Annotated in this window: 22 protein-coding genes; 16 read left to right on the forward strand and 6 right to left on the reverse strand. The window is 54.8% G+C overall.

The genetic code is table 11. The features are described from left to right. Positions 1-10: 10 nt before the first annotated feature. The 7 genes from metG to ACK4IR_RS05210 all read left to right on the forward strand — a co-directional run bounded on the left by metG (position 11) and on the right by ACK4IR_RS05210 (position 7476). A complete protein-coding gene (gene metG, locus ACK4IR_RS05180; protein ID WP_409873097.1) occupies positions 11-1600 on the forward strand; it encodes a methionine--tRNA ligase in 1590 nt (529 codons plus the stop codon). A gap of 65 nt (positions 1601-1665) precedes the next feature. Then, positions 1666-2319 (forward strand): NYN domain-containing protein, encoded by a 654-nt coding sequence (locus tag ACK4IR_RS05185; RefSeq protein ID WP_409873099.1) that lies wholly within the window; start codon positions 1666-1668, stop codon positions 2317-2319. A gap of 28 nt (positions 2320-2347) precedes the next feature. Beyond that, positions 2348-3577, forward strand: coding sequence for an LPS export ABC transporter periplasmic protein LptC (gene lptC, locus ACK4IR_RS05190; protein ID WP_409873101.1), 1230 nt, complete (start codon positions 2348-2350; stop codon positions 3575-3577). Between the two features lie 33 nt (positions 3578-3610). Beyond that, a complete protein-coding gene (locus ACK4IR_RS05195) occupies positions 3611-4204 on the forward strand; it encodes a prolyl hydroxylase family protein (RefSeq protein WP_409873103.1) in 594 nt (197 codons plus the stop codon). Positions 4205-4235: 31 nt separating this feature from the next. Continuing rightward, a complete protein-coding gene (locus ACK4IR_RS05200; protein WP_409873105.1) occupies positions 4236-4766 on the forward strand; it encodes a hypothetical protein in 531 nt (176 codons plus the stop codon). A gap of 26 nt (positions 4767-4792) precedes the next feature. Continuing rightward, on the forward strand, positions 4793-5251 hold the full coding sequence (locus ACK4IR_RS05205; RefSeq protein WP_409873106.1) for a hypothetical protein: 459 nt from the start codon (positions 4793-4795) through the stop codon (positions 5249-5251). Positions 5252-5451: 200 nt separating this feature from the next. Next, entirely contained in the window at positions 5452-7476 is a 2025-nt protein-coding gene (locus ACK4IR_RS05210) for an IMS domain-containing protein (protein WP_409873108.1), read from the forward strand. Here ACK4IR_RS05210 and ACK4IR_RS05215 read toward each other — a convergent pair. The 5 genes from ACK4IR_RS05215 to glgA all read right to left on the reverse strand — a co-directional run bounded on the left by ACK4IR_RS05215 (position 7469) and on the right by glgA (position 13590). Next, a complete protein-coding gene (locus tag ACK4IR_RS05215) occupies positions 7469-8347 on the reverse strand; it encodes a carbohydrate ABC transporter permease (RefSeq protein WP_409873109.1) in 879 nt (292 codons plus the stop codon). The two genes, ACK4IR_RS05210 and ACK4IR_RS05215, sit on opposite strands and share 8 nt — an antisense overlap. After that, the gene (gene carA / locus ACK4IR_RS05220) at positions 8344-9492 is read right to left on the reverse strand and encodes a glutamine-hydrolyzing carbamoyl-phosphate synthase small subunit (protein ID WP_409873111.1); all 1149 of its coding nucleotides are present in this window, start codon (positions 9490-9492) and stop codon (positions 8344-8346) included. Before carA ends, ACK4IR_RS05215 begins: the two co-directional genes overlap by 4 nt. Positions 9493-9585: 93 nt before the next feature. Further along, the gene (gene hrcA, locus ACK4IR_RS05225) at positions 9586-10641 is read right to left on the reverse strand and encodes a heat-inducible transcriptional repressor HrcA (RefSeq protein ID WP_409873113.1); all 1056 of its coding nucleotides are present in this window, start codon (positions 10639-10641) and stop codon (positions 9586-9588) included. A 349-nt stretch (positions 10642-10990) separates the two neighbouring features. Beyond that, a complete protein-coding gene (locus ACK4IR_RS05230) occupies positions 10991-12145 on the reverse strand; it encodes a recombinase family protein (RefSeq protein ID WP_409873115.1) in 1155 nt (384 codons plus the stop codon). Between the two features lie 20 nt (positions 12146-12165). Next, the gene (gene glgA / locus ACK4IR_RS05235; protein WP_409873117.1) at positions 12166-13590 is read right to left on the reverse strand and encodes a glycogen synthase GlgA; all 1425 of its coding nucleotides are present in this window, start codon (positions 13588-13590) and stop codon (positions 12166-12168) included. A gap of 120 nt (positions 13591-13710) precedes the next feature. On the opposite strand from glgA, the gene ACK4IR_RS05240 reads away from it, so the two are divergent. The 9 genes from ACK4IR_RS05240 to ACK4IR_RS05280 all read left to right on the forward strand — a co-directional run bounded on the left by ACK4IR_RS05240 (position 13711) and on the right by ACK4IR_RS05280 (position 24239). Continuing rightward, positions 13711-15006: a glutamate-5-semialdehyde dehydrogenase gene (locus tag ACK4IR_RS05240; RefSeq protein ID WP_409873119.1), complete on the forward strand. Its 1296-nt coding sequence runs from the start codon at positions 13711-13713 to the stop codon at positions 15004-15006. Positions 15007-15341: 335 nt separating this feature from the next. After that, positions 15342-17780 carry a phosphoenolpyruvate synthase gene (ppsA, locus tag ACK4IR_RS05245; protein ID WP_409873120.1) on the forward strand — a complete coding sequence of 813 codons (2439 nt, stop codon included), beginning with the start codon at positions 15342-15344 and terminating at the stop codon, positions 17778-17780. 102 nt (positions 17781-17882) lie between these two features. Then, entirely contained in the window at positions 17883-18563 is a 681-nt protein-coding gene (locus ACK4IR_RS05250) for a HEAT repeat domain-containing protein (RefSeq protein WP_409873122.1), read from the forward strand. A gap of 5 nt (positions 18564-18568) precedes the next feature. Then, positions 18569-19672 carry a cobalt-precorrin-5B (C(1))-methyltransferase CbiD gene (gene cbiD, locus ACK4IR_RS05255; RefSeq protein WP_409873124.1) on the forward strand — a complete coding sequence of 368 codons (1104 nt, stop codon included), beginning with the start codon at positions 18569-18571 and terminating at the stop codon, positions 19670-19672. An 857-nt stretch (positions 19673-20529) separates the two neighbouring features. Further along, the gene (locus ACK4IR_RS05260; RefSeq protein ID WP_011056791.1) at positions 20530-20838 is read left to right on the forward strand and encodes a carbon dioxide-concentrating mechanism protein CcmK; all 309 of its coding nucleotides are present in this window, start codon (positions 20530-20532) and stop codon (positions 20836-20838) included. A gap of 87 nt (positions 20839-20925) precedes the next feature. Then, a complete protein-coding gene (locus ACK4IR_RS05265; RefSeq protein WP_011056790.1) occupies positions 20926-21267 on the forward strand; it encodes a carbon dioxide-concentrating mechanism protein CcmK in 342 nt (113 codons plus the stop codon). Further along, on the forward strand, positions 21267-21566 hold the full coding sequence (locus ACK4IR_RS05270; protein WP_149817455.1) for a EutN/CcmL family microcompartment protein: 300 nt from the start codon (positions 21267-21269) through the stop codon (positions 21564-21566). Before ACK4IR_RS05265 ends, ACK4IR_RS05270 begins: the two co-directional genes overlap by 1 nt. An 18-nt stretch (positions 21567-21584) precedes the next feature. Continuing rightward, a complete protein-coding gene (locus ACK4IR_RS05275; protein WP_409873126.1) occupies positions 21585-23543 on the forward strand; it encodes a ribulose bisphosphate carboxylase small subunit in 1959 nt (652 codons plus the stop codon). 21 nt (positions 23544-23564) lie between these two features. Continuing rightward, positions 23565-24239 carry a hypothetical protein gene (locus ACK4IR_RS05280; protein WP_409873128.1) on the forward strand — a complete coding sequence of 225 codons (675 nt, stop codon included), beginning with the start codon at positions 23565-23567 and terminating at the stop codon, positions 24237-24239. Here ACK4IR_RS05280 and rlmD read toward each other — a convergent pair. Then, positions 24222-25571: a 23S rRNA (uracil(1939)-C(5))-methyltransferase RlmD gene (gene rlmD / locus ACK4IR_RS05285; RefSeq protein ID WP_409873129.1), complete on the reverse strand. Its 1350-nt coding sequence runs from the start codon at positions 25569-25571 to the stop codon at positions 24222-24224. The two genes, ACK4IR_RS05280 and rlmD, sit on opposite strands and share 18 nt — an antisense overlap. Between the last annotated feature and the right edge of the window lie 62 nt (positions 25572-25633).

Below are 25633 nucleotides of genomic sequence, written 5' to 3' on the forward strand. Positions count from 1 at the left end.
GAAACACTGCTTGTCACCGCACTTTTCACTGACCACCCCCCTGTACTACGTCAATGCCCTTCCCCACATTGGTAGTGCCTACACCACTATTGCTGCCGATGTCTTGGCGCGTTTCTACCGTTTGCAGGGCTATCAGGTGCGGTTCATTACCGGTACCGATGAGCATGGCCAGAAAATCGAACGCACCGCTCAACAGCGCGGTCTCAGTCCCCAAGCCCACTGCGATGAAATTGCCGCCGGTTTTCAAACCCTCTGGCAGCAACTCAATATCCACTACGATGTCTTTAGCCGCACCACCAGTCCCCGCCATCAGGCCATTGTCAACGAGTTTTTCCGGCGGGTGTGGGACAACGGCGACATTTACCTCGGTCAGCAGCAGGGGTGGTACTGTGTCGAGTGCGAGGAATTTAAAGACGAGCGGGAGTTGCTGGCGGGCAAGCGCTGCCCGATCCATGTGAATCGCACGGTGGAATGGCGAGACGAGCGCAACTACTTTTTCCGCCTCTCGAAGTATCAGCAGGCTCTCTTAGACTACTACGCCACCCATCCTGAGTTTGTGCAGCCTCCCAGTCGCCGCAATGAGGTGCTGAGTTTTATCGAGCGGGGGCTGCAGGACTTTTCCATTTCGCGGGTGAATCTGGCGTGGGGCTTTCCCGTGCCCACGGATCCCGAGCAAACCCTTTACGTGTGGTTTGATGCCCTCTTAGGCTATGTCACGGCGCTGCTTGAACCCGATGAAGAGCCGACCTTGGCCAATGCCCTCCGCAGGTGGTGGCCGATTAACCTGCACCTTATCGGCAAGGATATTCTGCGCTTCCATGCCATCTCTTGGCCCGCGATGTTGATGTCGGCGGGCTTGCCCTTGCCGGAGCAGATTTTTGTCCATGGGTTTCTTACCAAGGATGGTCAAAAAATGGGCAAAAGTTTGGGCAATACCCTTGATCCCTTTGCCTTGGTGGCGCAATATGGTGCCGATGCGGTGCGCTACTACTTCATGAAGGAGGTGGAGTTTGGCCGCGACGGCGACTTCAGTGAGACCCGTTTTGTCAACATTCTCAATGCGGATTTGGCCAATGATTTGGGAAACTTACTCAATCGCACCCTGAAAATGGCTTGGAAATATACCGATGGGAAAGTGCCCAATGTCCAAGGGTCAGCGGTTTCACGAGAGCACCCCCTGCGGCAACTGGCAGAACACCTCAGCCAAGCCTATGGCCAAGGGTACCGGCAACTGGCCTTCCATGAGGTGTGTCAACAGGCACTAACGCTGGCACGGGCGGGGAATAAGTTTCTTGACGAGGAGGCTCCTTGGAAACGCTATAAGGCCGGGGAGACCCAAGCGGTTGCTGAAATTCTTTACTGTGTATTGGAGTCAGTGCGCCTTGTGGCCTATGTCCTCGCTCCCATTATCCCCCAACTGAGTGAGGCCATCTATGGACAGTTGGGCTATAGTATTGAATTTAACGGATCAGTTGCCCCGGATCTTTTGGGCGATCGCCAAGCCCAGTGGGGTGTTTTACCTGCGTCACAACCTCTAGCCAATCCAGAGCCGATTTTCCAAAAACTCTCGCTGCCTATAACCGTCGCCAATTCTCCTTAACGCGCGATACGCTAGAGGTATGACTTCATATTTCGATAACACACTTTTTTTGAGATGATTTCTACATGGTTACATCGTCGTCTTCAGTTATTTACACGCCAGAACAGGTGTTACAGAATCGCGGGCGCGTTGCCATTTTTATTGATGGCTCCAACCTCTTCTATGCAGCACTGCAACTGGGCATTGAAATTGACTATTCAAAACTCCTGTGCCACCTGACCCAAGGCTCGCGCCTCTTTCGCTCCTTCTTTTATACGGGGGTTGACCCCACCAATGAGAAGCAGCAGGGATTCCTGCTGTGGATGCGCCGCAACGGCTACCGCGTCGTCTCCAAGGAACTCGTCCAGCTCCCCGACGGCTCGAAAAAGGCGAACCTTGACGTGGAAATTGCCGTGGATATGATGGCACTGGTGGGCTGCTATGATACTGCCATCTTGGTCAGCGGCGATGGCGATTTGGCCTATGCGGTGGATGCCGTGAGTTACCGAGGGGCACGGGTCGAGGTGGTGAGTTTGCGATCAATGACCAGCGACAGCCTGATTAACGTTGCCGATCGCTACATTGATTTAGAAAGCATTCGCGAAGAAATCCAAAAAGCGCCCCGACCAACCTACACCTATCGCCCCGTCACGGGTAGCTTGACGCCTCCCCCCATTGTTACTCCCCATTGGGAGCAAGATAGCGCCGACAGGAAAGATGAAACTGCCGGCAACGAGTGACCAGAGACCCTAGAGAACCCAGACAACCATGCCTCTGCCTAGAACCCTCCTCCCCCTTTGCCTTGTCCTGGCTTTGACAGGCTGCGGCTGGGTGGATCAATGGGTGGGTGAGGAGCCATCACCAGAACCAGAAATCACGGGTGATGTCAAGCTGCAAAATCTGACCCTGCGGCAAACGAACGCCAAAGGTGAACTCCTCTGGTTACTGCAAGCGGCGGGAGCACGCTATCGCGATGACGATCGCCAGCAATTGCAGATTCAAAACCTGACAGGTGAGCTAAAAGCAGAGGGCAAAACTGCTTACAAGGTACAGGCCAAGGCGGTTAATGTGCGGCAGCGGGACGGCCAACTCTGGATTGAAGGCCGCACCACGGTCACCGATCTCCAGCAAAAGGGAACCATTGTGGCCGATCAACTCGTTTGGCAGGGCGATCGCGCCCTACTCATTGCGCGGAAAAATCTACAGGCCCGCTATCCCCAAGTCACGATTGTCGCCAAGCGCCTTGAAGCCGATAATCAACGCCAAGAACTGCGGGCGCTCAATGCCGTTCAGGTGACCTCGCCGGCCAAGGAGGCTAAGGACTTACGGCTGACTACTGAGAGTCTGGTGTGGCAGCAGCAGCCCAATCGGCTCTTGGCAGGGGTAATTGGCCAAGGGGGGATCACCGTCATTGGTGTGGCGGGCGATCGCCAAGGGCAGCGGCTACAAGCCCAACGGGCGACTTGGTCTATTGCCGATCAACTGGTCACCCTTGAGGGGAACGTTCAAGTGCAGCTTCCCAACCCTAGGCTACGGGTTGAAGGGGAAACGGTGCGCTGGTTGATTCCGCAACAGCAATTGGTGAGCGATCGCCCCCTGCGAGTACAATACCCCACCCAAGGCATTCAAGGGCAGGCCAATCGCGGTGTCTTCCTGATGGCTGAAAACCGCGCCATCTTTGACAACGCCGAGATCCAGAGTCAACCCCAACAGGCACAACTGCGCGCCCAACGCCTCAGTTGGTGGATTCCCCAAGAGCGGGTAGAAGCCAGCGGTCAAGTAGAGATCCAACGCCCTAATGCCCAGCTGCGCACGGCTCAACTGATCTGGCGGATTCCCCACCAGGAGGTGGAAGCCCAAGGCGGTGTCTTTTATCGCCAGAGCAATCCCCGCATTCAAGTTCAGGGACAGCAGGCCAAAGGGTGGCTGGATCGCCAAGAGGTGATTGTCAGCGGCAATGTCCAAAGTGAAGTACCTGTGCAACTACGCTTCCCCTAAACCTAGGGTAGAGAGGGCGACAATCTTTGCTCTATGAGTGCTGCACCATTGCAAATTCTCGACTTGGGGGGTGAGATTCTCCTTGTTCAGGGTTTGATTCCGTCTCACCAGTGTCAGCAGGTGATTGCTGCAGCTGAGAAGGTGGGGTTTGAGGATGCCCAAATTCTCATGGGGACGGTGGATCGCTCGGTGCGCGGCGGCGGCCTCCTGCGCTTTGATCCCCAAGACCCCCACCAGGCCATGATGCGGCAGATCCTGCTGCAAGCGACGCAAACGGTTCAAATCGTCCTCTACCGGCACTATGGCGTTCGCTTTCCGGACATTGAGAACTTTTCCATCTTGCGCTATCGGGTTGGGGAGGGCTATCGCCGCCACGTGGACAACCTCTTGCTAGGCAGTCGGCAAATGGAACTGCAACAGGGCATTCCCACCCGGGATGTGAGTCTGGTGGGCTATCTCAACGAGGACTTTGAAGGGGGAGAAACCTATTTTGATCGCCAAGGGGTGAAGATCACGCCACGAACCGGGGATGTGGTTGTCTTTCCTGCCTACTACACCCATCCCCATACCGCTTTGCCCGTGATCCGGGGCACTAAATATGCCTTTGCCACTTGGTTATTCTATTGATGAACGACGATGAATCCTTGAGGCAACGACAATGACTGAACCCCTGCGCTTTAACACCTCTCCCCTCATCTCCGGAACGCTCATTGCCCTCTATGGCGCCCTCACTCTTCCCCTCCCCTTTTTGGCCGCCCAGACGGCAGCTCCTGTGTCCCCCTGGTTTCTCTGGGGGGCGATCGCCGGCGGGGGGCTTTTGCTCTGGGGGGCGCTGAGTCAACGGGTGGAGCTGGACGAGCAGGGGATTCGGATTACCTATCCCCGTTGGGTACCGCCTTTTCTGCGGCAGCAGTGGCAACTCACTTGGTCAGACATTCAAGGGCTGCAACCTCGCAGCACCAGTCAAGGGGGCTTGGTGTATTACCTTGTCACTTCTGGGGATCAGAGATACCTTCTCCCCATGCGGGTTGCAGGCTTCGCCCGAATGGTGCGGGCCATTGAAGCCCATACGGGATTGCCCACAGATGTGATTAAGCCCCTTGCTCAGCCTTGGATGTACGGTATTTTGGCCGTCTTGACGCTGCTGTTGGCGGGCGTGGATCTATGGATTCTAACGACTATGGGATAATGGGGACGTAATCTGCGTGCTGAGCAATGACCATGAGTGCGAACCGGTTTGTGCAGTACCTGTGCCGAGGCATCCTAGGCGTGCTCTTGAGCCTCCTGTGCTGGTCGAGTATCGCCACCCCGCCCGCGATCGCCACGATTCAAGTGCGGCTTTTTGACTTGGATTACCACGAATGCCCACCGGAAATCGGCGCAGGCTCGGTGACGCCGGGGGGAACCACCCTTAAGGCCAACTGCTACCTGATTACCGGCAAGGCAGAGAATAAATCCGGCAAAACGGTGGTGGATGCCGATGTCTTTGGCCGCATCTACGATGCCAATGGCAACCCAGTGTTGCAAAACCGCACACGGGTTGGCGCGATCGATGTGATTCCACCCGGAATTAGCGACTTTGAAATTCGCATTAGCGTGCCCTACGATCAACCGACGCCTTTGCAGTTGGAACAATTTAAGGCCTCTGGCTTTACAGCAAAAGTCCGGGGCTAACTCAGGAAGCACCTCTACAAACGTGCACTGACGAGCAAAAATTGTGATACTCTAGAAGGCTTGATGCTTCCTTTTTTTGGGAACACTATGCAGTGTTGTGCCTAAGGCAAAGGAATGGTTGACAGTGGTTCCCTGTTCTTGCTGTAAAGACAAAGCATCGTCGTTGATGGACGGGTTCACCTATAGAGGTTTGGGTTCGGGTGCGCATTCCCCTCGACTATTATCAAGTGCTGGGCGTGCCAATCCAGGCAACGCCGGAGCAAATTGAGCAAGCGTTTCAAGATCGCTTGTTACAACTGCCCACCTGTCAACACTCTCCCGCTACCATTGCCACCCGTCGTGAACTGATTGAGCAAGCCTATGCGGTTTTGCGCGAGCCGGAGCAACGCCATGCTTACGATCGCCACTGCCGTACCGTTGATCCCGATGATCTGATTGCCCAGTTGGATTCCGAGGCCACGGCTCCCCAGCTTGAAATTAGTGATCAACAATTTTCAGGGGCGCTCCTACTGCTCTATGAACTGGGGAACTACCCTCAAGTGGTCAAACTGGGAGAACAATTCCTGAAGGGGGATGCTTTTGATCTCAACCGCCCCTATACTTCCTCTGCCGCTATTGCCGACATTACGCTCACTGTGGCTTTGGCTTATCTGGAATTGGGGCGCGAGGAATGGCAGCGGCAGTCCTACCAAGCAGCCGCCTCTCACCTAGAAGCCGGTCTAAAGGTGCTTCAGCGGGCAGCCCTGTTTCCTGAACTACAGGAGCAGTTTCAGACGGAACTGCATCGTCTGCGTCCTTACCGCATTCTGGAGTTACTGGCACTGCCTCTATCCGATAGTGTCAATCGGCAGCGGGGTATTTTATTACTGCGGCAGATGCTCAGCGATCGCGGGGGCATTGAAGGTCGGCGAGAGGATCGCTCCGGTCTGGGGGTCGAAGATTTCCTCAAATTTATTTTGCAACTGCGCAACCATCTCACCGTCGCAGAGCAACAGGAACTCTTTGAACGAGAATCGCGGCGTCCCTCGGCAGTTGCGACTTATCTGGCAGTTCATGCGCTGGTGGCACGGGGCGTCCAAGAGCTTCAGCCCGCCTATATTCGCCACGCCAAGGATTTACTGGAGCGGCTCTCACCCCATCAAGACATCTACCTCGAACTGGCCAGTTGTTTACTGCTTTTGGGACAACCTGCTGCGGCATTGGCAGCGCTGGAGAAATCTCAAGATCAGCAGAGTCTCGCCTTTATCCGCCGTCATTCCAATGACTCCACCGATCTGCTGCCGGGGCTGTACTACTACACAGAGCAATGGCTGCGGGAGGAAATTTACCCCGCCTTTCGGGACTTGGGAGAAACACCGCTGGCTTTGGATGCCTACTTTGCTGATCCCAATATCCAAACCTACCTAGAGGCTCTCAGTGACGATGGTATTGCCCCTGAGCCAGCCAGCACCAGTGCCTCTACGCTTCCTGAAGTTATTAGGCCAACGGTGGCCGTGCCGCCTCCCGTCTCCTTCACAGCGGAAACGTTACCTTTGGAGTATCATACTGGCTTGGGTCAAGGCTTGTCTGCGTCGGCTTCTACCTCTGCTGCGACTGCAACGGAGACAGCCACACCCCAAACATCCACCCGCAAACGGCGCAGCGCAGCCAGTCATCACAAAAAACGTCAGACTTGGTTTTGGATGGGGGCAGGGGTTGTTCTTGTTGGTTTAGGTGCTTTGGCAAAGGTTTATTGGCCAGCCAGCACGGCTGAAGCTCCCACCCCGCCAGCACCGGTGACACCGACGCCAACTCCTATAGTAACGCCAACGCCGCGTCCACAACCGACGATCTTAGCTGCAACCCTAACGCTTGAGATGGCGCGCGATCGCCTCCGCATGTGGCAGCAAATTAAAGCCCAAGCCCTTGGGACGGCATTTGAAATGGACAAACTAACAACGATTTTGGCAGAGCCAGAACTCAGCCGCTGGCGATCGCGGGCACAGGGATTGAAGTCCGAGGGCAGCCACTGGGTTTATACCCTAAAGAACCTAGAGGTCAAGGCCGTGCGTCCCCAAGGGCGCGATCGCGCAGAGGTCTTAGCAGAAATCCATGAGGAAGCTCGTTTTTATGAGCAGGGGACACTGCGCAATGACATTTCCTATCGCGATCCCTACCGTGTCCTCTACACCTTGATCCGTCGTGGCGATCAATGGTTGATTCAACGGATGCAGGTGGTTAGCTAAGGGGCATTTCCACCTGTCGGCCAAACTTGAGATTGAAGAGGGACAACAACAGAATCAACAGGAATAAAACCAGCCCCATGGTGCAAGCGTAGTTAATCTCTAAACGCTGAAAGGCATTCTCGTAAATGTAATAAACAATGGTCTTGGAGCTATTGAGGGGCCCGCCTTGGGTCATCACATAGACTTCTTCAAAGACCTTGGTGGCAGAAATCGCCGAGATAATGCTCACTAAAAGAATATAGGGGCGCATCAGCGGCAACGTAATATCCCAATGCTGTTGCCAGCCGTCACTGCCATCGAGCGCCGCCGCTTCATAGAGTTCACCACTAATTCCCTGAAGTCCTGCCAAATAAATCACCATGTAGTAGCCCAAGCCTTTCCAGATGGTGACGGCCATGACACTAAAGAGGGCTAGTTGGGGACTCGTCAGCCAAGGAATCGGGGTGTCCCGTAAATGGAGACCCTGTACCAATTGATTTAAGAGGCCATTGGGGGCATAGAGCCAGCGCCAAGCAATCCCCGCCACGACCATTGAAATAATCACGGGGCTGTAGTAGGCAGCACGAAACCAGTGGATGCCCCGCAGGGGTTGATTGACCAAAATCGCCAACAGCAGGGGAGCGATCGCCAGAATCGGCACCACAACGACCAGATACAAGAAAGTGTTGGCCAACGTTTTCCAGAAGACGCCATCGCGCCACAATTGCGCAAAATTGACCCACCCCACCCACACCGGTGGACTCAGGAGATCCGTCTCATAGCGGCTGAAACTGAGGAAAAAGGCTTGGAGGGCTGGCCAAAAGACCGTCAGTGTCAGCACCCCCAAGGCAGGGGCAAGGAACAGGTAGGGAGTCAGCGATCGCCCTTTCATGGGTTGCGGGGATGTTGCTGGCGATAGGCACGCATTTGCGCCACAAACTCGCCAAAGAGATAATCGGCATCATGGGGGCCGGGGCTAGCTTCAGGGTGATACTGCACCGAGAAAATGGGCAGTGTTTGGTGCTTCAGACCGGCAACTGTTTTGTCATTGAGGTTAAAGTGGGTAATTTCAACGGGGGCTTGGGCAAGGGATTCTTCGGTGATGGCAAAGCCATGGTTTTGGCTGGTAATTTCCACTTCCCGCGTCAAGCCAGCGGGCTGGTTCAACCCCCGGTGACCAAACTTGAGCTTGAAGGTTGCCGCCCCCAAGGAGAGTCCTAGCAACTGATGCCCCAGACAAATGCCAAACACGGGACGCTGAGCGGCCAACAATTTGCGCGCTGTTTCAATGCCTTCCTGAACCGCCGCAGGGTCACCCGGTCCATTGGAGAGGAAAATGCCATCGGGGTCATAGCTGAGAATCGTTTCTGCGGGCGTATCGGCAGGTACCACGATCACACGGCAGCCATAGCTGGCCAGGCGACGGAGGATGTTGCGCTTCACGCCAAAGTCAATGGCTACAACCGTCAAAGGTGGCTCTTCGGTGGCCGTTTGGGAACGGAATTCCCAAGCCGGAGGCGTTGGCTCTGTCCATTCATAGGGCGTGCGGGTGGTCACCACTTTGGCGAGATTTTGTCCCTCCATACTAGGGGCAGCAAGGACGTTTTGCAGCAGTTCAACGGGGTCAAGGATTTCCGTGGAGATGCCACCATTCATGGCACCGACGGTGCGAATTTTGCGGGTGAGGGCGCGGGTGTCAATCCCATAAATGGCAGGAATGCGATGGGCTTTGAGGTAATCAGGTAACGATTGTTGCGATCGCCAGTTACTGGGAATATCACAAATATTGCGAGCGACCGCACCGCGCACTTGGGGGCGATCGGACTCATCATCTTCGGGGGTGGTTCCTGTATTGCCCAACTCAGGGTAGGTGAATGTCACGATTTGACCACAATAACTCGGGTCAGTGAGCACCTCTTGATAACCCGTCATGCCCGTATTAAAGACCACTTCGCCAATGGCTGTGCCCGGTGCCCCAAAGGAAAAACCACGAAAGACTGAACCATCGGCGAGAACCAGCAAGGCGGGTGCAGGCATTTCAATATCTCCAACTGGAAAAGCCCAATAGTTTATTGTGCATGATAAAGTCAGCCGTTGACTGCACAAGAATTGTCTGATGCTGTGATTTGATTACTTGCGACGACTGACCTGTTCGGTTAAGTAATCTGCTGCTGTGGCCACTAGGGGGATAATCCGGGCATAGGGCATCCGTGTGGGGCCGAGAATGCCGATACTGCCCACAGGGGAGTCTCCATAGCAATAGCAGGAATAGACCAATGTACAGGACTGCATCGGCGCTAGGGTATTTTCCCTGCCAATGCGGATTTGCACTTGGGAGGGGGCTTGGGGGTCGGCAGTGATCAGGGGAGCCAGTTGATCCTGTTGGTCTTCGAGAAGATGCAGTAGCATTTGCACCTGTTCCACTTGGGAAAACTCCGGCTGCTGGAGGACATCGGCAAGACCACTGATGACAAAAGAGGTGCCTTGGTGGCTGTAGCGATCGCTCAACTGCTGCAGGAGGGTCTGAAGCTGCTGGCTGTAGGTCTGAAATTCCAAATCCAGCTTTTGCCAGTCAATAGCACTGAGTTCCACCAGCGATCGCCCCTGCAACTGATGATTCAGGAAGTTGGTCAGTACCTGTAACGTTCGCTCCCGTAGCTCAGGGTCTTCTTCTTGACCCAACTGAATAAGCGCCGACTGGGTTTCATAGGTATCGAGAACCAGAATCACCATCACCTGCTGGGCATCCAAAGACACCAGTTGAATCAGCCGAATCCGCCGCTCCAAACGATTGGGCAGTGTGATCAGGGTAATGTATCCACTGAGATCTGAGAGCAACTGCGCGGCTTGCCGCAAGATCACCTCAAGGCGCTGCTGTCCCCAAATAAACCGCTCACTCAAGAGAGTCTCGGCTTTGCGAGCAACATCGGGAATAGGTTGGATCAGCTCATCCACATAAACCCGATAGCCAGAATCGGAGGGTACTCGCCCTGCGGAAGTGTGGGGTTGGTAAAGCAGGCCGCTTTTTTCGAGGAGCAGCATCGTATTACGCACCGTGGCCGGACTAACGTTAAGGTTGTACTCGGTGGCGATCGCCTTTGAGCCGACAGGTTCTGCCGTGGCAATGTAATGGTTAATCGTGGCGCCAAGAATTTGCTTCTGGCGATCGCTGAGTTCAATCGTCATAACCCCTTACACCTGTGATTTCTTATTGATGTTTTTTATTTATCTATAAACCAGCGTTTCCGTTTCAGCAATAATGCCCTGCAATGAGTGCGCAGGGCGATCGAATTTTTATAACCAAAAATAATGGGATTGTTAAATTGTATCAACTCAGCTGGTGAGCTTTTTGTACCAAGCTAGTGAAAACTTTCCGTTGTTATGATCAATTCACTACCTTAGAAAACAAGCTTCTACACAGATTTAGAATATTCCTCATGACACTCAGACCTCAAGTGTGGGGTGCCGAGTCCTATCTCTTCTTTGCTAGTGCCGAAACCCGTCCCCTCTTCACTTGTCAAAAGGAGCGGGAGGCTTATCTCCTTTCTTGGCAGCCAAACAGGGCGCTGGAATTACTGGGGGGCAATTGGGATTGTTGCACCTCCAGTCGTGCCCGTTCTCCAGCCAGTTTATAGCGGCGCAGCTCAGCCGTTTCCCCGTCTAAGAGGCCTTGGCGTTCTAGTTCAGTGAGTTGTTGCAGTTGCACGTCAATGGCTTCAATTTGGCCGGTTAATGTTGCGGGAGGCAGACACAATTGAGCGATCGCCGGCGGTAGTCGTTCGGCAATTTGATCAATCACAGCAGCTAGGGCAGCTTCGTAGGGAATACTGCGACACTTGGGGGAAAGGGGACAGTGCAGCGGACGCAAATACGCATATTGGCTCGGTTGGCGGTAGGGCTGCACCTGAGTCCGGCCAAAGCTTTGTTGACATTCGCGGCAAATCACCAATCCCGCTAGAGGATGAGGGGCACTGGCACTACGACGGGGCAGAGAGCGTTGGCGTCGCAACAGCCGATCCACCTGCGCTGCTTCATCGGCGGCAATGAGGGGGGCATGGGTCTGAGGAATCACCGTTTTCCCTTGGTAGCAGAGATGGCCGCGATAGACAGGGTGGGTCAACCAGCGGCGACCCGTCGCTACACTAATCCGCTTGTGGTGGGTCTGGGCAATAAAGCGCACCGCCGCACTGAGCGAACCATAGAGAAGAAAATGCTCGACAAAATCCTTGACAACAACGGCTGCGGCTCGATCAATGACATAATGCTCTTTGCCCCGACGATAGCCATAGGGGGCACGACCCGGCGGCGGACGGTGTTTGAGACGATTGCGGGCATGGCTATGGCAGAGGATTTGCTGGTGGAGTTGCTGCTTCACCTGATCCCAAAGGGATAGGAGTTGATCTCCCCTAGGGGGACGATCGCTAACGTAGCCTTCCGCTAGGGCAATCACGGTAATGCCCGCTGCCTCCAGTTGCCGCAGGCGATCGCTCACCTCCATCACCGTTTGACCAAGGGCGCTTAATTGGTGCAACAGCCAATAGCCCGGCGCTAACCGCTGTAACCAGTACCGCAACTGTGGCCGGGTGGACTGCACATCCAGCACCCAGTGGTCAATCTCCGCCCCCCACACTTGGGGATCGGGTAGGGGCTGCCAGAGGGGATCAATGTACTCGTAGGCAATAATGACCACACATTACGCAGCCGCAGTGATCAGGTCATTGCCAGTGCTAGCGCTGGACTCGGATTGGGCAGGGCATCCGGTGGCAAGCCATAAATGGAGTTATACAAGGCATTATAAGCTAATGCCGATTTTGTCCAACTAAAGTCCTCGCGCATGCCCCGCTGCTGGAGGGTGTGCCACTCCCGTTTGTGGCGATAGCCTTCCCATGCCCGCACCAAACAGGTGTAGAAGTCAAGGGGTTCATAGCGATCAAAGCAGTAGCCCGTTCCGGTTTGCCTCTCCGGATCGTGGTGAGAGACGGTATCCACAAGGCCACCGGTGCGGCGCACAATCGGCACACAGCCATAGCGCAGGGCAATCATTTGGGAAATGCCACAGGGTTCAAACCGACTGGGCATGACAAAGGCATCCGCTCCGCCGTAGATTCGCCGCGACAGCGCATCGCTATAGAGCAACTGAACACTACAGCGCCCCGGAAACCGCGAGGCAATTTGCCACATCTGGGTTTCGTAGTAGCGATCGCCCGTCCCCAAGAGGACAAACTGGCTGTCGGTGTAGGCCAAAAAGCGATCCAAAATCTGAATCAGCAAATCCAGCCCCTTTTGCTCCACCAAGCGGCTAACCATTCCCACCAAGAATGCCCCTGAATTCACCTCCAGCCCTAATTCTTCTTGGAGAGCAATTTTATTGGCCTTGCGCCGCTCTAGGGTATCCACGGTGTAGTTTTGCACAAGGGCGCGATCGGTACTAGGGTCAAAGACCTCCGTATCAATGCCGTTGAGAATCCCCGAAAGCTTGCCACTGATATACGAGAGCAGCCCCTCCAACTTCTCGCCATACTCTGGAGTTTTAATCTGTTCGGCGTAGGTGGGCGAAACAGTATTGACGCGATCGGCATATTGCAGGGCGGCGGCCATTGTGTTGTGCCCCTGCATGTACCACGGACACCAAGTAATCTGCTCAAGGCGCCACCGCCAAGGCCCTTGATAGGCCAAGTTGTGAATGGTAAAGACGGTGGTAATGTCGGGGTCTTGGTGCATCCACACGGGGATCATTCCCGTATGCCAATCGTGGCAGTGGATGATCTGCGGCTTCCAATAGTTCCACGCAAACTCGGCAGCGCCATTGGCAAAGAAGGTGAACCGCCAGTCCTCATCCTCACCGTAGTAGATGCGACGGGGGTTAAAGCAAGGGTGGCCAAAAAGGTAAAGGGGCACATCCGACCCCGGCAACACGGTTTCATAGACATGGAACGTCTGAAACATAGCATGGCCAATCCAGATGGGATCCTTAGGAATCTCCACCTTGTCGGGTAAAAAGCCATAGTAGGGCATAAAGATGCGCACATCGTGCCCCATGCGGCGTAACACCTTGGGCAGGGAGCCAACCACATCTCCCATGCCCCCCACCTTCGCAAGCGGTGCTGCCTCGGCAGCCACAAATAGAATTCGCATGATCCTCCTGAACTTGTCTCTGGCCCATTATCAGGCAAGGCAATTGCCGTTAACCTACCACAAGTGGGCAACGATTTGGCGTACGATCGCCCTTGAGACGTTTTTGGAATCCCTATCCCTATGGCCGAGTCTCCCCTTGTACAACGGGTCAAGGACGTTCATGCGCAGGCGCGTCTGTTGGCTCACCTGAATGCTGCCGCCCGTAATGAAGCTTTAGAACAGGTGGCCTGTGCCCTTGAGGAGGCACAGGAGGAGATTCTGGCGGCCAATGCTGCCGATTGTGAGCAGGCCAAGGCCGATCGGCTCAATCCCGCCCTCTATGCGCGGTTGGAACTGAGTCCCAGCAAATTGGCGGCGGCGATCGCCGGTGTGCGTCAAGTGGCTGCCCTTCCCGATCCCCTCGGTCAGCGCCAACTCCATCGCGAATTGGACACAGGGCTGATTCTCAGTCGCATCACCTGTCCTTTGGGGGTGCTGGGGGTGATTTTTGAAGCCCGCCCCGATGCCGTGGTGCAGATTGCTTCCTTGGCAATTAAATCTGGGAACGGCGCCATTCTCAAGGGGGGACGGGAGGCCACTCGCTCCTGCCAAGCAATTATGCAGGCCATTCACAAAGGGCTAGAAAAATCGGCAGTGCCCGCGGGGGCGATCGCCCTTCTGATCGAGCGTGCCGAGGTGGTGGAACTTCTGAGCCTTGATCAATGGGTTGATCTCATCATTCCGCGGGGTTCCAATGAATTTGTGCGCTATATCCAGAACAACACGCGGATTCCCGTACTGGGGCACGCCGATGGCCTGTGTCACCTCTATGTGGATGCGGCGGCGGATGTAGAGAAGGCGATCGCCATTACCCTCGATGCCAAGACCCAGTACCCCGCTGCCTGCAATGCCATTGAAACCCTCCTGGTGCACCAAGGGATTGCCAAGGAGTTTCTCCCTAAAGTCGCAGCGGTTTTGCAACGTGCCGGTGTGGAACTGCGGGGAGACGCCCTTGCCCGGGAATGGGTACCCATGACCCCTGCTACGGAGGCCGACTGGGCCACGGAATACTGCGATTTGATCCTCTCTATCAAAGTGGTGCCCGATCTCGATGCCGCATTGGAGCACATTGCCACCTATGGATCGGGGCACACCGAGGCCATTGTGACCGAGGATGCCGCCGCCGCTGCCCGTTTTCTCCAAGAAGTGGATGCTGCCGGCGTTTTTCACAACTGCTCTACCCGCTTTGCCGATGGCTTCCGCTATGGCTTTGGCGCCGAGGTCGGCATCAGTACCCACAAACTACCGCCGCGAGGGCCGGTGGGGCTAGAGGGATTGGTGACCTACAAATACCAACTGGTGGGGAAGGGTCACATTGTGGCGACCTATAGCGGCGCCAATGCCAAGCCCTTTACCCATCGTAATCTGGCACCCTAGCAATTAAGGGATTGTTAAGTAAGCCACCCCCGCGATTTTCCTGTTTCAGAATGGAGAGGGAAGGCAGTTGTGATTTAACCGCCGTGCCGAGGCTCATCTCTGCTAGGCTTGCCTCTCCGTCTCCGTTGAGAGTGGACTGCGCGCCTGCCTTGGTGTCCGGCAAAAAGAAGTACTCGGTGTGTCTCAACGGGCAATTGTAACTTGGGAACTGCGTGCACAAAGTTGACAAATTCACGATAGCAAAGGAAGCCAAAAGTTCAAAACCCTAGCCCCGCCGCCACGGCTGTTTCCTCTTTGTGGACACAGCAAGCAGCCACCGATTTAGGAGTATAACAATGACTCAATCAATTCCAAGACCAACCGCTGAAATAATCAATCGAGAAACAGCCTTTGTTTTAGAACTCAATTCCTTAAGCTGCAAAGATCTGCCCCTCGTGGGGGGCAAAAACTCTTCCTTGGGGGAAATGCTGCAACAACTCACCCCCAAAGGGATCAATGTCCCCGATGGGTTTGCCACCACCGCCTGTGCCTACCGTTACTTTATTCAATCAGGGAATCTGGAAGCGCAACTGCGGCGGCTCCTGGAAGGCCTCGATGTTGAGGATGTAACAGAACTGCACCGGGTGGGTCAGGAGATTCGCTCGCTGATTTTGCATACCCCCTTTCCGCCAGAATTGACCGATGCGATTGCCGCTGCCTATCAAAAGATGTGCGATCGCTACGGCCCAAATACGGATGTGGCGGTTCGCTCCAGTGCCACGGCTGAAGATTTGCCCGATGCCAGCTTTGCCGGTCAGCAGGAAACCTACCTCAATGTCCACGGTCTCAAAGGCGTGCTCGATGCCTGTCATCGCTGTTTTGCATCCCTCTTTACGGATCGGGCAATCTCCTACCGTCAAATCAAGGGCTTTGACCACTTTAGCGTGGCCCTGTCGGTGGGGGTGCAAAAAATGGTGCGCTCCGACCTAGCCTGTTCTGGCGTCATGTTCTCCATTGACACGGAAACGGGCTTTAGGGATGCAGCCCTGATTACCGCCGCCTATGGTCTTGGCGAAAACGTGGTTCAAGGGGCCGTCAACCCCGATGAATATCTTGTCTTTAAGCCGACCTTGAAGGCAGGCTACAAGCCCATCCTGAAAAAAGCCCTCGGTACCAAAGAAATCCGCATGGTCTATGACCTCGGTGGCACCAAGCTCACCCGCAATGAACCCGTGCCCGAGACGCTGCGGAAACAATTTGCCCTGAGCGATGAGGAAATTCTCACCCTCGGGCGCTGGGCTTGCCTAATCGAGGAGCACTACTCGGCTCTGCGGGGCACCTATACCCCCATGGACATCGAGTGGGCAAAGGATGGCATCACGGGTGAACTTTTCATCGTGCAGGCGCGCCCCGAAACCGTCCAATCCCAAAAAGCCACCAACATTCTGCGCAGCTACCATCTGGAAGCAAAAGGAACGCTCCTGGCCACGGGGCGGGCAGTCGGCGAAATGATTGGTCAGGGTCGTGCCCGCGTCATTCTCAATGTCAGGAATATCGATCAGTTCCAGGCGGGGGAAGTCTTGGTGACCCACCGCACGGATCCCGACTGGGAGCCGATTATGAAAAAGGCCAGTGCCATTGTCACCGATCAGGGGGGACGCACCTGCCATGCGGCAATCATTGCCCGCGAGCTGGGGATTCCTGCCATTGTCGGCTGCGGCGATGCGACAAACACCATTCCCAATGGCGCAGAAGTGACGGTCTCCTGTGCCGAAGGAGAAGAAGGGCACGTCTATCAGGGACTGCTGCCTTTCCACGTGGAGGAAGTGGCGCTGGAAAATTTGCCGCGTACCCGCACCCAAATCCTGATGAATGTGGGCAATCCAGAGGAAGCCTTCAGCTTGGCGGCAATTCCCAATGATGGGGTGGGGTTGGCACGCATGGAGTTTATTATTGCCAACCATATTCAGGCGCACCCCTTGGCGCTGCTCCACTACGATGAGCTGACCGATGAGGGGGCAAAGCAGAAAATTGCGGAACTTACCCAGAACTACACCGACAAGGCGGCATACTTTGTGGATAAGTTAGCGCAGGGGATCGGCACGATCGCTGCTGCCTTTTATCCCAAGCCGGTGGTGGTGCGCATGTCTGACTTCAAGAGCAATGAGTACGCCAACCTCTTGGGCGGTCGCCAGTTTGAACCCCCTGAAGAAAACCCGATGATCGGCTGGCGGGGCGCTTCCCGTTACTACGACCCCAACTATGCCGAAGGCTTTGCCCTGGAATGCCGCGCCATGAAGAAAGTGCGCGATGAGATGGGGCTGACGAATGTGATCCTAATGATTCCCTTCTGTCGGACGCCAGAGGAAGGACGGCGGGTGCTGGCGGAGATGGCCAAACATGGGCTAAAGCAGGGGGAAAACGGTCTCCAAGTCTATGTGATGTGCGAACTCCCCAGTAACGTGGTGTTGGCAGATGCCTTTGCCGAGGTCTTTGATGGCTTCTCCATTGGCTCCAATGACCTGACGCAACTTACCCTTGGGTTGGATCGCGATTCCGCCTTGGTGGCCCACTTGTTTGATGAACGTAATGAGGCGGTCAAACGCATGGTGGCGCAAGCCATTCAAACGGCAAAGGCCAAGGGGCGTAAAATCGGCATCTGTGGTCAAGCCCCCAGTGACTATCCGGAGTTTGCCCAATTCTTGGTGGCGCAAGGGATTGACTCCATTAGCCTCAACCCTGACTCGGTGCTGAAGACGATGCTGCAAATTGCCGAGGCCGAAAAACAAGCCTAGAACGCCCAAGCCGTTTGTAATGCATTTGGGGCAGGGAATCGAAGCCGCGATCGCTCTGCCCTTTTCTGTGGGTGACGGCAGCAAGTAGGATCAAAGAATCCGGTGGAGAAGGTTGACGTGGATACGGCGGCAATTCAGGAACTCATTACCTCTGCGGATGTGGGCGATCGCCTGCGGGGCATCAATCAACTGCGTACCCTTGATCCCACTGATGCCTTTCGGCTGATCCAACCCCTCAGCCAAGATGAAAATGCTCGGGTTCGCTATGCAGTGGTGAGCCAACTGGCCAGCCTCGGTCAGGTCAACCCCCAGCAAGCCCACGATCTGTTGCGCGATCGCCTGCTCCATGACCCCGAAATTGATGTCCGTGCCGCCGCAGCGGATGCCATGGCTGCCCTGCAAGTTCCCTTTGCCCTTGAAGATCTGGAAACGGCCTACCGCAGTACCCATGACTGGCTGTTGCAGTTTAGTATCATTGCCGCCTTGGGTGCCCTCGGAAATCCTGCTGCGGTTGGGCTGCTCACAGAAGCCCTGAATCATCCCCAAGAATTGGTGAAACTGGCGGCAATTGGTTCCTTGGGGGAATTGAAACAACCCGACAGCATTGAGCACCTGCGGCAGTTTGTCGAGTATCCCGACTGGCAAGTCCGCCATCGGCTGGCGATCGCCCTCGGTCAAATTAGTACACCTGCGGCTCGCCTGCTGCTTGAACAATTGGCCACCGATTCTGCCGCAGCGGTTGCTGAAGCGGCCCGCACCGGTTTAGCTCAGTTAACTGCTTAGCCTCGGTGGGTTACACGCTACCGGTTTTTGCGACGGCGGCGGCGGTGGCTGCCCTGCGTTGCCTCACGGAAGGGACTTGTCCTGAGGAAGTAACCCTTGCCCTGCTGCGCCCCAATCGCTGCGAAAGGTTTGTGATTGCCCAAGGGGCACCCTTAGATGACCAGCAGGCCTTGGCCATAACCTACAGTGAACCCAGTGATCCCCTTGATCTCACCCGCCATACCCCCATCTGGGCTTGGGTGCGTTGGCAAGACCTTGGCACTTCCCCAAAAATTCACATTGAGGGGGGCTTTGGAGTGGGGCGCGATCGCGCCACGGGCGAGGCGGCTATCTATCGTTATGCCCGCTTGCTGTTGACCACCAACCTGCTGCTCTACTGCCCCAAGGAGCGGGCGATCGCCGTCACCATTGTCCTGCCCCAGGGGCGAGACTTAGCAGCGCGCACCTCGAATGCTGCCTTTGGTATTGTGGAAGGCCTCTCCCTATTGGGCACCACCGCCTTAGCCCAACCCCTGACCGCCCCTGAGCAACTGGATCGCTATCGTCAAGATTTAGCCGAGAAAGCAGCCCAATCCCCAACCCTTGTCTTTTGCATTGGCGAGAACGGCCTACAAGTGGCCCAACAGCTCCGGATACCCCCTTCCCTCTGTGTGAAAACCGCCAACTGGCTAGGCCCGATGCTGGTGGCAGCAGCGCAACACTCTGTTCAACAGTTACTCCTGTTGGGTTACCACGGCAAACTCATTAAGTTAGCGGGGGGCATTTTCCACACCCATCACCATATTGCCGATGCTCGGCAAGAGATCCTCACCGCCTTTTGTGCCCTTGCCGGTTTAGACCAAAAGTGTCTGCAGCAGGTGTGGCAGGCACCCACAATTGAAGCTGCCCTCAAGTCTTTAGAAACCTTGGCTCCCCACGCCTTACCCCAAATTCTGCGCCGCATTGCCAACCGTATTGATGAGCGAGCCACTGCCTATCTCCATGCCCATTGTGCCGCTCCCCTTGGACGGTCATTACAGGTAGGCTGTGCCTTGTTTGGGGGCGATCGCCAACTTGTTGCCACCAGCGAAGTCGGAAGCATAATTTTGAGCAGGATTAGCATGCAGTAGGCCATAGTAATAGCTGCTCTTTTACAAGAAGCTCTGAAGAACTGAAACGCCGTCTACAGCATGAAACTGATGCTTGACAGCAGGAACGCTCGCAGATGATCTGCTGGCTAAAGCAGGAACGAGTTTACAGAGGAAGTAATAATTTAAGAAAAAAGTATTAAGATGTTACTCTATAATTCACAAAAAACACTATGGAGTTTTACGTGAACTCAGTTGTTTGTCAGTAATTTACTTCTGGCGATAATACTAATGCTAATTTCAAAATGGTGCTAATAAAGAAAGACTGGGTAATGAAGATTGACTCAATTGCATCCTGCCAGTGGATTTTGCTCTTGCCGACTGCCTTGGGTACTGCACTTGGCCGATAGAAGCAGCAAAGAGCTTCAACGGATTAGGCCATATCAGCCTTTTACAGAAGATTGATCGGGAAAAGTTAATTGCTGTTTGATAAAAAATAGATTTTTATTTAGTAAAGTATAGGATAACATTGAAATAACCTATAGGTTCTGCCCAAGCGCAGGTAGAACCCTCTCAACGGGGCAATTAGTCTATAGAGAAGATAACTGGTTTTAGACAAAAATCTATGGATTAACCTCCTCGTATTGACTTGTCTTGGGTTGAAAGGGGTGTCAAGGACTTAAAATTAGATTTGATAATATAAGAAACTAGAAAAGATTATCAATCATTATATTGTCAAAAGAAACCCCTCACCCTATGCTTGTTTTAGAGATAAAAAGACGGTGATTAACGTCACGATAACAATCGGCTATCCCGTCATTATTTTCTGTAGCGATCGCTCTGATTGCAACTCTAGCTTTTGTACTGCTTACCCTTATTCTAATTAGGAGAGCTTACTCATGCCAATTGCTGTGGGAATGATTGAAACGCGCGGATTCCCCGCCGTCGTCGAAGCAGCAGACGCAATGGTAAAAGCCGCTCGCGTCACCCTTGTGGGCTATGAAAAGATTGGGAGTGGTCGGGTCACCGTGATTGTGCGGGGTGATGTCTCCGAAGTGCAAGCCTCTGTGGCTGCCGGGGTGGATTCTGCCAAACGTGTCAATGGCGGAGAGGTGCTGTCTACGCACATCATTGCTCGTCCCCACGAAAACCTTGAGTACGTGTTGCCCATTCGCTATACCGAGGCAGTGGAGCAATTCCGAAACTAAGGGACTTGGCAGTTTGGTGGGGTTTTCAGTTGCATCGCTTATCGATCCTCTAGTTCTTAACTTGTTTGACGTTTAGGAGTTATTACAATGGCAATTGCCGTCGGTATGATTGAAACCCTTGGTTTCCCCGCAGTGGTGGAAGCCGCAGACGCAATGGTGAAAGCCGCTCGCGTCACCCTTGTGGGCTATGAAAAAATTGGGAGTGGTCGGGTCACCGTGATTGTGCGGGGTGATGTCTCCGAAGTGCAGGCTTCGGTTGCAGCAGGCGTGGAAAACGTGAAGCGTGTGAATGGGGGTCAAGTGCTCTCCACCCACATCATTGCCCGTCCCCACGAAAACCTCGAATACGTTCTGCCTATTCGCTACACCGAAGCGGTGGAACAATTCCGCGAAAGCGTTAGCGGTATCCGCCCGATGGGTCGCCCATAGTGAAAATCGCGCGAGTGTGCGGCACCGTTACCAGTACTCAAAAAGAAGACACCTTAACGGGAGTCAAGTTTCTCGTCTTGCAATATTTGGGTGAGGACGGCGAATTTTTACCCGACTACGAAGTGGCTGCGGATACGGTTGGTGCAGGACAGGATGAGTGGGTATTGGTAAGCCGAGGCAGTGCCGCCCGCTGTATTATCAATGGCACCGACAAACCCATTGACGCAGCCGTTGTCGCCATTATTGACACCGTAAGTCGGGATAACTATTTGCTCTACAGCAAACGTACCCAGTATTAGCATTGGAGACTTCTCCCTATGGCGGTTCAAAGCTATGCGGCACCTCCGACGCCGTGGTCTAGGGATTTAGCAGAGCCAGAGATTGCCCCCACGGCTTACGTCCACTCCTTTAGTAACCTCATCGGCGATGTCCGCATCAAAGATTATGTTCACATCGCCCCCGGCACTTCCATTCGTGCTGATGAAGGAACGCCCTTCCACATTGGCTCCCGCACTAACATTCAAGATGGCGTTGTCATCCACGGCCTCCAGCAGGGACGGGTGATCGGCGATGATGGCCAAGAGTACTCTGTCTGGATCGGGGATAATGCCTCAATTACCCACATGGCACTCATCCACGGCCCTGCCTACATCGGCGATGGCTGTTTTATCGGCTTTCGTTCGACCGTCTTTAATGCACGGGTTGGGGCCGGTTGTGTGGTAATGATGCACGTCCTCATTCAGGATGTGGAGATTCCACCGGGAAAATATGTGCCCTCGGGAATGGTGATCACGACGCAGCAGCAAGCGGATCGCCTGCCGAATGTGGAAGAGTCCGATATTCACTTTGCCCAGCACGTGGTTGGCATCAATGAAGCGCTGCTATCGGGGTATCACTGTGCTGAGAATATTGCCTGTATTGCCCCGATTCGCAATGAACTCCAGCGTCAAGAAGACCCACCCATCCTACACGTTGAAACACTCACCGGGGAAAAGAACACCATGACCGCAGATTATGGGACTCATGTCCGCCAATTGTTGCAGCAGGGATACCAAATCAGCTTGGAATATGCCGATGCGCGGCGGTATCGCACTAGCTCTTGGCAGAGTTGCCCAACGTTGATGGGACGGCAGGAGTCTGAAGTGATGACGGCGATCGCCCAACTATTAAAAGAACATGAGGGCGAGTATGTGCGCCTGATTGGCGTCGATCCCAAAGCCAAGCGCCGTGTTTTTGAGGAAATTATTCAACGCCCCGGTCAAGCAGCCGTGGCCAGTACCAGTAGCTATCGTCCTAGCGCAACGGTGAGTGCAGCCCCAGTGGGTTCCCTCGATGCCTCCGTTGTGGCTCAGGTGCGGCAGTTGCTCCAGCAGGGGTATCAAATTGGCACAGAGCACGCCGATGCTCGCCGCTATCGCACCAGTTCTTGGACCAGTTGTGCCCCTATCCAGTCCAAGCAGGAGCGGGAAGTCCTCGCCGCCCTTGAGGCCTGTCTGCAAGAACATGCTGGAGAATATGTGCGCTTGATTGGGATTGATCAAAAGCAAAAGCGGCGTGTGCTTGAGCAAATTATTCAACGGCCTGACGGGGCAGTAGCGATCGCTACAAAAGCACCCGCTCCAGTGGCGACTAGTCATGTCTCCGTCAGTTCTAGCGGCAATGAAACGGTTCTCAGTGCCGATCTGCTCAACCAAATTCAAGACCTGTTGCGCCAAGGCTGCCAAGTCACCACCGAGTATGCCGATCAGCGGCGCTTCCGTACCAGTTCTTGGCAAAGCGGTATCAAAATTACCTCTGCGCAACAAATCAATGACCTGAGTACCTTCCTTGCGGAGCACCAGCGGGACTATGTCCGCCTCGTGGGTGTGAATCCCCAAGCCAAACAGCGGGTACTGGAAACCATTATTCACCGTCCCAATGGCAAAGCCGCGAGTAATGGCAGTACCACCCGTGGTCAAGGATTTGCCCCGCGCTCAACAGCTGCTCCTCAAGCAAGCACCAGCAGCTACAACCTCAGTCAAGAGGTCGTCGAACAAGTCCGGCAACTGCTGCAACAGGGCTACACCCTCGGCTTAGAACACGTGGATGCCCGTCGCTACCGCACTAACTCTTGGCAAAGTGGCCCGCGCATTGAGGCCAAAAATCTCAATGAAGCCCTTGCAGCAATTCAGGCTTGCCTCCAAGAGTACAGTGGCGAGTACGTGCGGCTAATTGGCATTAATCCCGCCGGCAAGCAGCGGGTGGCGGAAATCCTGCTCCAACAGGCTGCTAAGTAGCCCTCCCTGTGAGGTGCCCCAATGCCCCTGCCGCCCTTAGCCCTGCCCCCCTCACCTGCGGTTCGCATTGTTGGTGATGTGGTGGTAGATCCCCAAACCGTTTTGGCACCCGGAGTGCTACTTTGGGCAGAAGCAGGGGCTGCAATTCGCATTGCCGCAGGTGTTTGCATTGGGATGGGCAGTGTCATTCATGCCCACGGTGGCACCATTGAAATTGGGGAAGGGGTCAACATTGGCGCGGGAGTGCTGCTCATTGGGGCAGTGACTATTGAACCCCATGCCTGTATTGGTACCAGTACCACCGTGATCCAAACAACGATTCCGGCCGGGGCTGTGGTGGCCGCCGGTTCTCTCCTTGGGGATACCAGTCGCCGTTGGCTCCCCCCCACAAAAACGAGTCACCCACAAGAGAGGGCGGCCTCCTCTGAGGATCCTTGGCAGGAACCAGCAGCAACCACCGATAGGTTAAAGAATTTCCCAGAGAATTCCACGCAAGATCAGCAGGACGCTACAGACTCTCCCTCTAGCAATCAGGAAAGTCCACCCGCTGCGGCACCAGAAACAACACCCTCGCCAGCACCTAAAGCAAGCGTGGTTTATGGCCAAGCCTACGTTAGTAAGATGTTTGCCAAGATGTTTCGGGTAGAGCCAATCCAGCCCCCCAGCGATAACAATGCCTTAGGAAGCAGTCAGTAGGGCAATGGTTTCCACATGGGCTGTTTGCGGAAACATATCAAGAGGCTGAATTTTTGTTAGTTGATAGGCACCGCTGTGACAAAGGTGGGCGAGATCCCGGGCTAGGGTGGCGGGGTGACAGCTCACATAGAGGATACGGTGGGGAGGGTTGCGGAGGATGGCATCGAGAACGGGGCGATCGCACCCTTTGCGCGGTGGGTCGAGAATTAGCACATCAATGGGCTGATGGAACTGGGGGAGCCACGCTTCTGCCTTGGCACAGAGAAAGCGGGCATTATTGATGCTGTTGTGTTGGGTGTTGGCGATCGCCTGCTGAACCGAGGCAGGATGCACTTCCACGCCGATTACTTCAGCCACAGAACTGGCAAGGGGCAAGCTCAGCGTCCCTACCCCGCAGTAAAGATCCACCAGTCGTTCACCCCCCGTTGGGGCAATCCACTTGCGGAGCGTTATCGCCAGTTGCTCTGCTTGGGTCGTATTGACTTGAAAAAATGTGGTGGAGGCAATCTGAAACCTCACCCCTGCCATCTCCTCCCACAGGTAGGGTCGCCCGGCCAAGACTTGGGTCTTGTCACCGAAGATGCGATTCCCCGCCTGATCATTGAAGTTGACACAGACCCCCACCACCCGAGGAAACTGCTGTAACCAATTTTCTGCCGCTGCCTGCAAGCCAGTAGGTAATTCCCCTGCCAGCACGAGGGTAATCAGCTGCTCTCCTGTGCGCTGACCGATGCGCAAACCAAGGTGACGAAACCCCGCTTCATGGGTGTGCTCGTTGTAGATGGGCCAAAGCTGTAACGCTTCCTTCAGGGCAGCCAAGAGGGAGTTGAGGCGCGGATCCTGCACCGGACATTGATTGAGATTGACCAAGCGATGGGAGCCTTTTTGGTAATAGCCGGCAACCACCCGACCATGGCGCCGAGCGAGGGGGTACGTCACTTTATTGCGATAGCCAAAGGGGTGAGGGGCAGCCAAAATCGGCAGGAAAGTTTGCGGTTCCAGATGACCAATGCGGGCGATCGCCTCCTTCACCAACTGTTCTTTGGCTGCCAATTGCGTCTCATAGGCCACGCACTGCCACTGACAGCCGCCACACTTATCGGCAACAATACAGCTTGGGCGCACCCGCTGTTCTGAGGGCTGCACCACCTCCAAGACTTTGCCGTGGGCATACTGCCGCTTCACATGGGTCAGTCGCACCCGCAGGCGATCGCCCGGCACCGTATCCGCCACAAAGACCACGCGATCCTGCCAGCGTCCTACCCCCTCCCCCGTGTGGTTCAAGGAGTCAATCGTTAACTCAATGGTGGCACCCTGCTGCCAAACGCTCATCAATTTCCGTCTAAAAGAACTAAACGTTAGGGTTAAGTTAAGCAGAGCCAGCAAGCTCTATT

It is taken from the genome of Thermosynechococcus sp., assembly GCF_046299635.1.
Lineage (GTDB): Bacteria > Cyanobacteriota > Cyanobacteriia > Thermosynechococcales > Thermosynechococcaceae > Thermosynechococcus.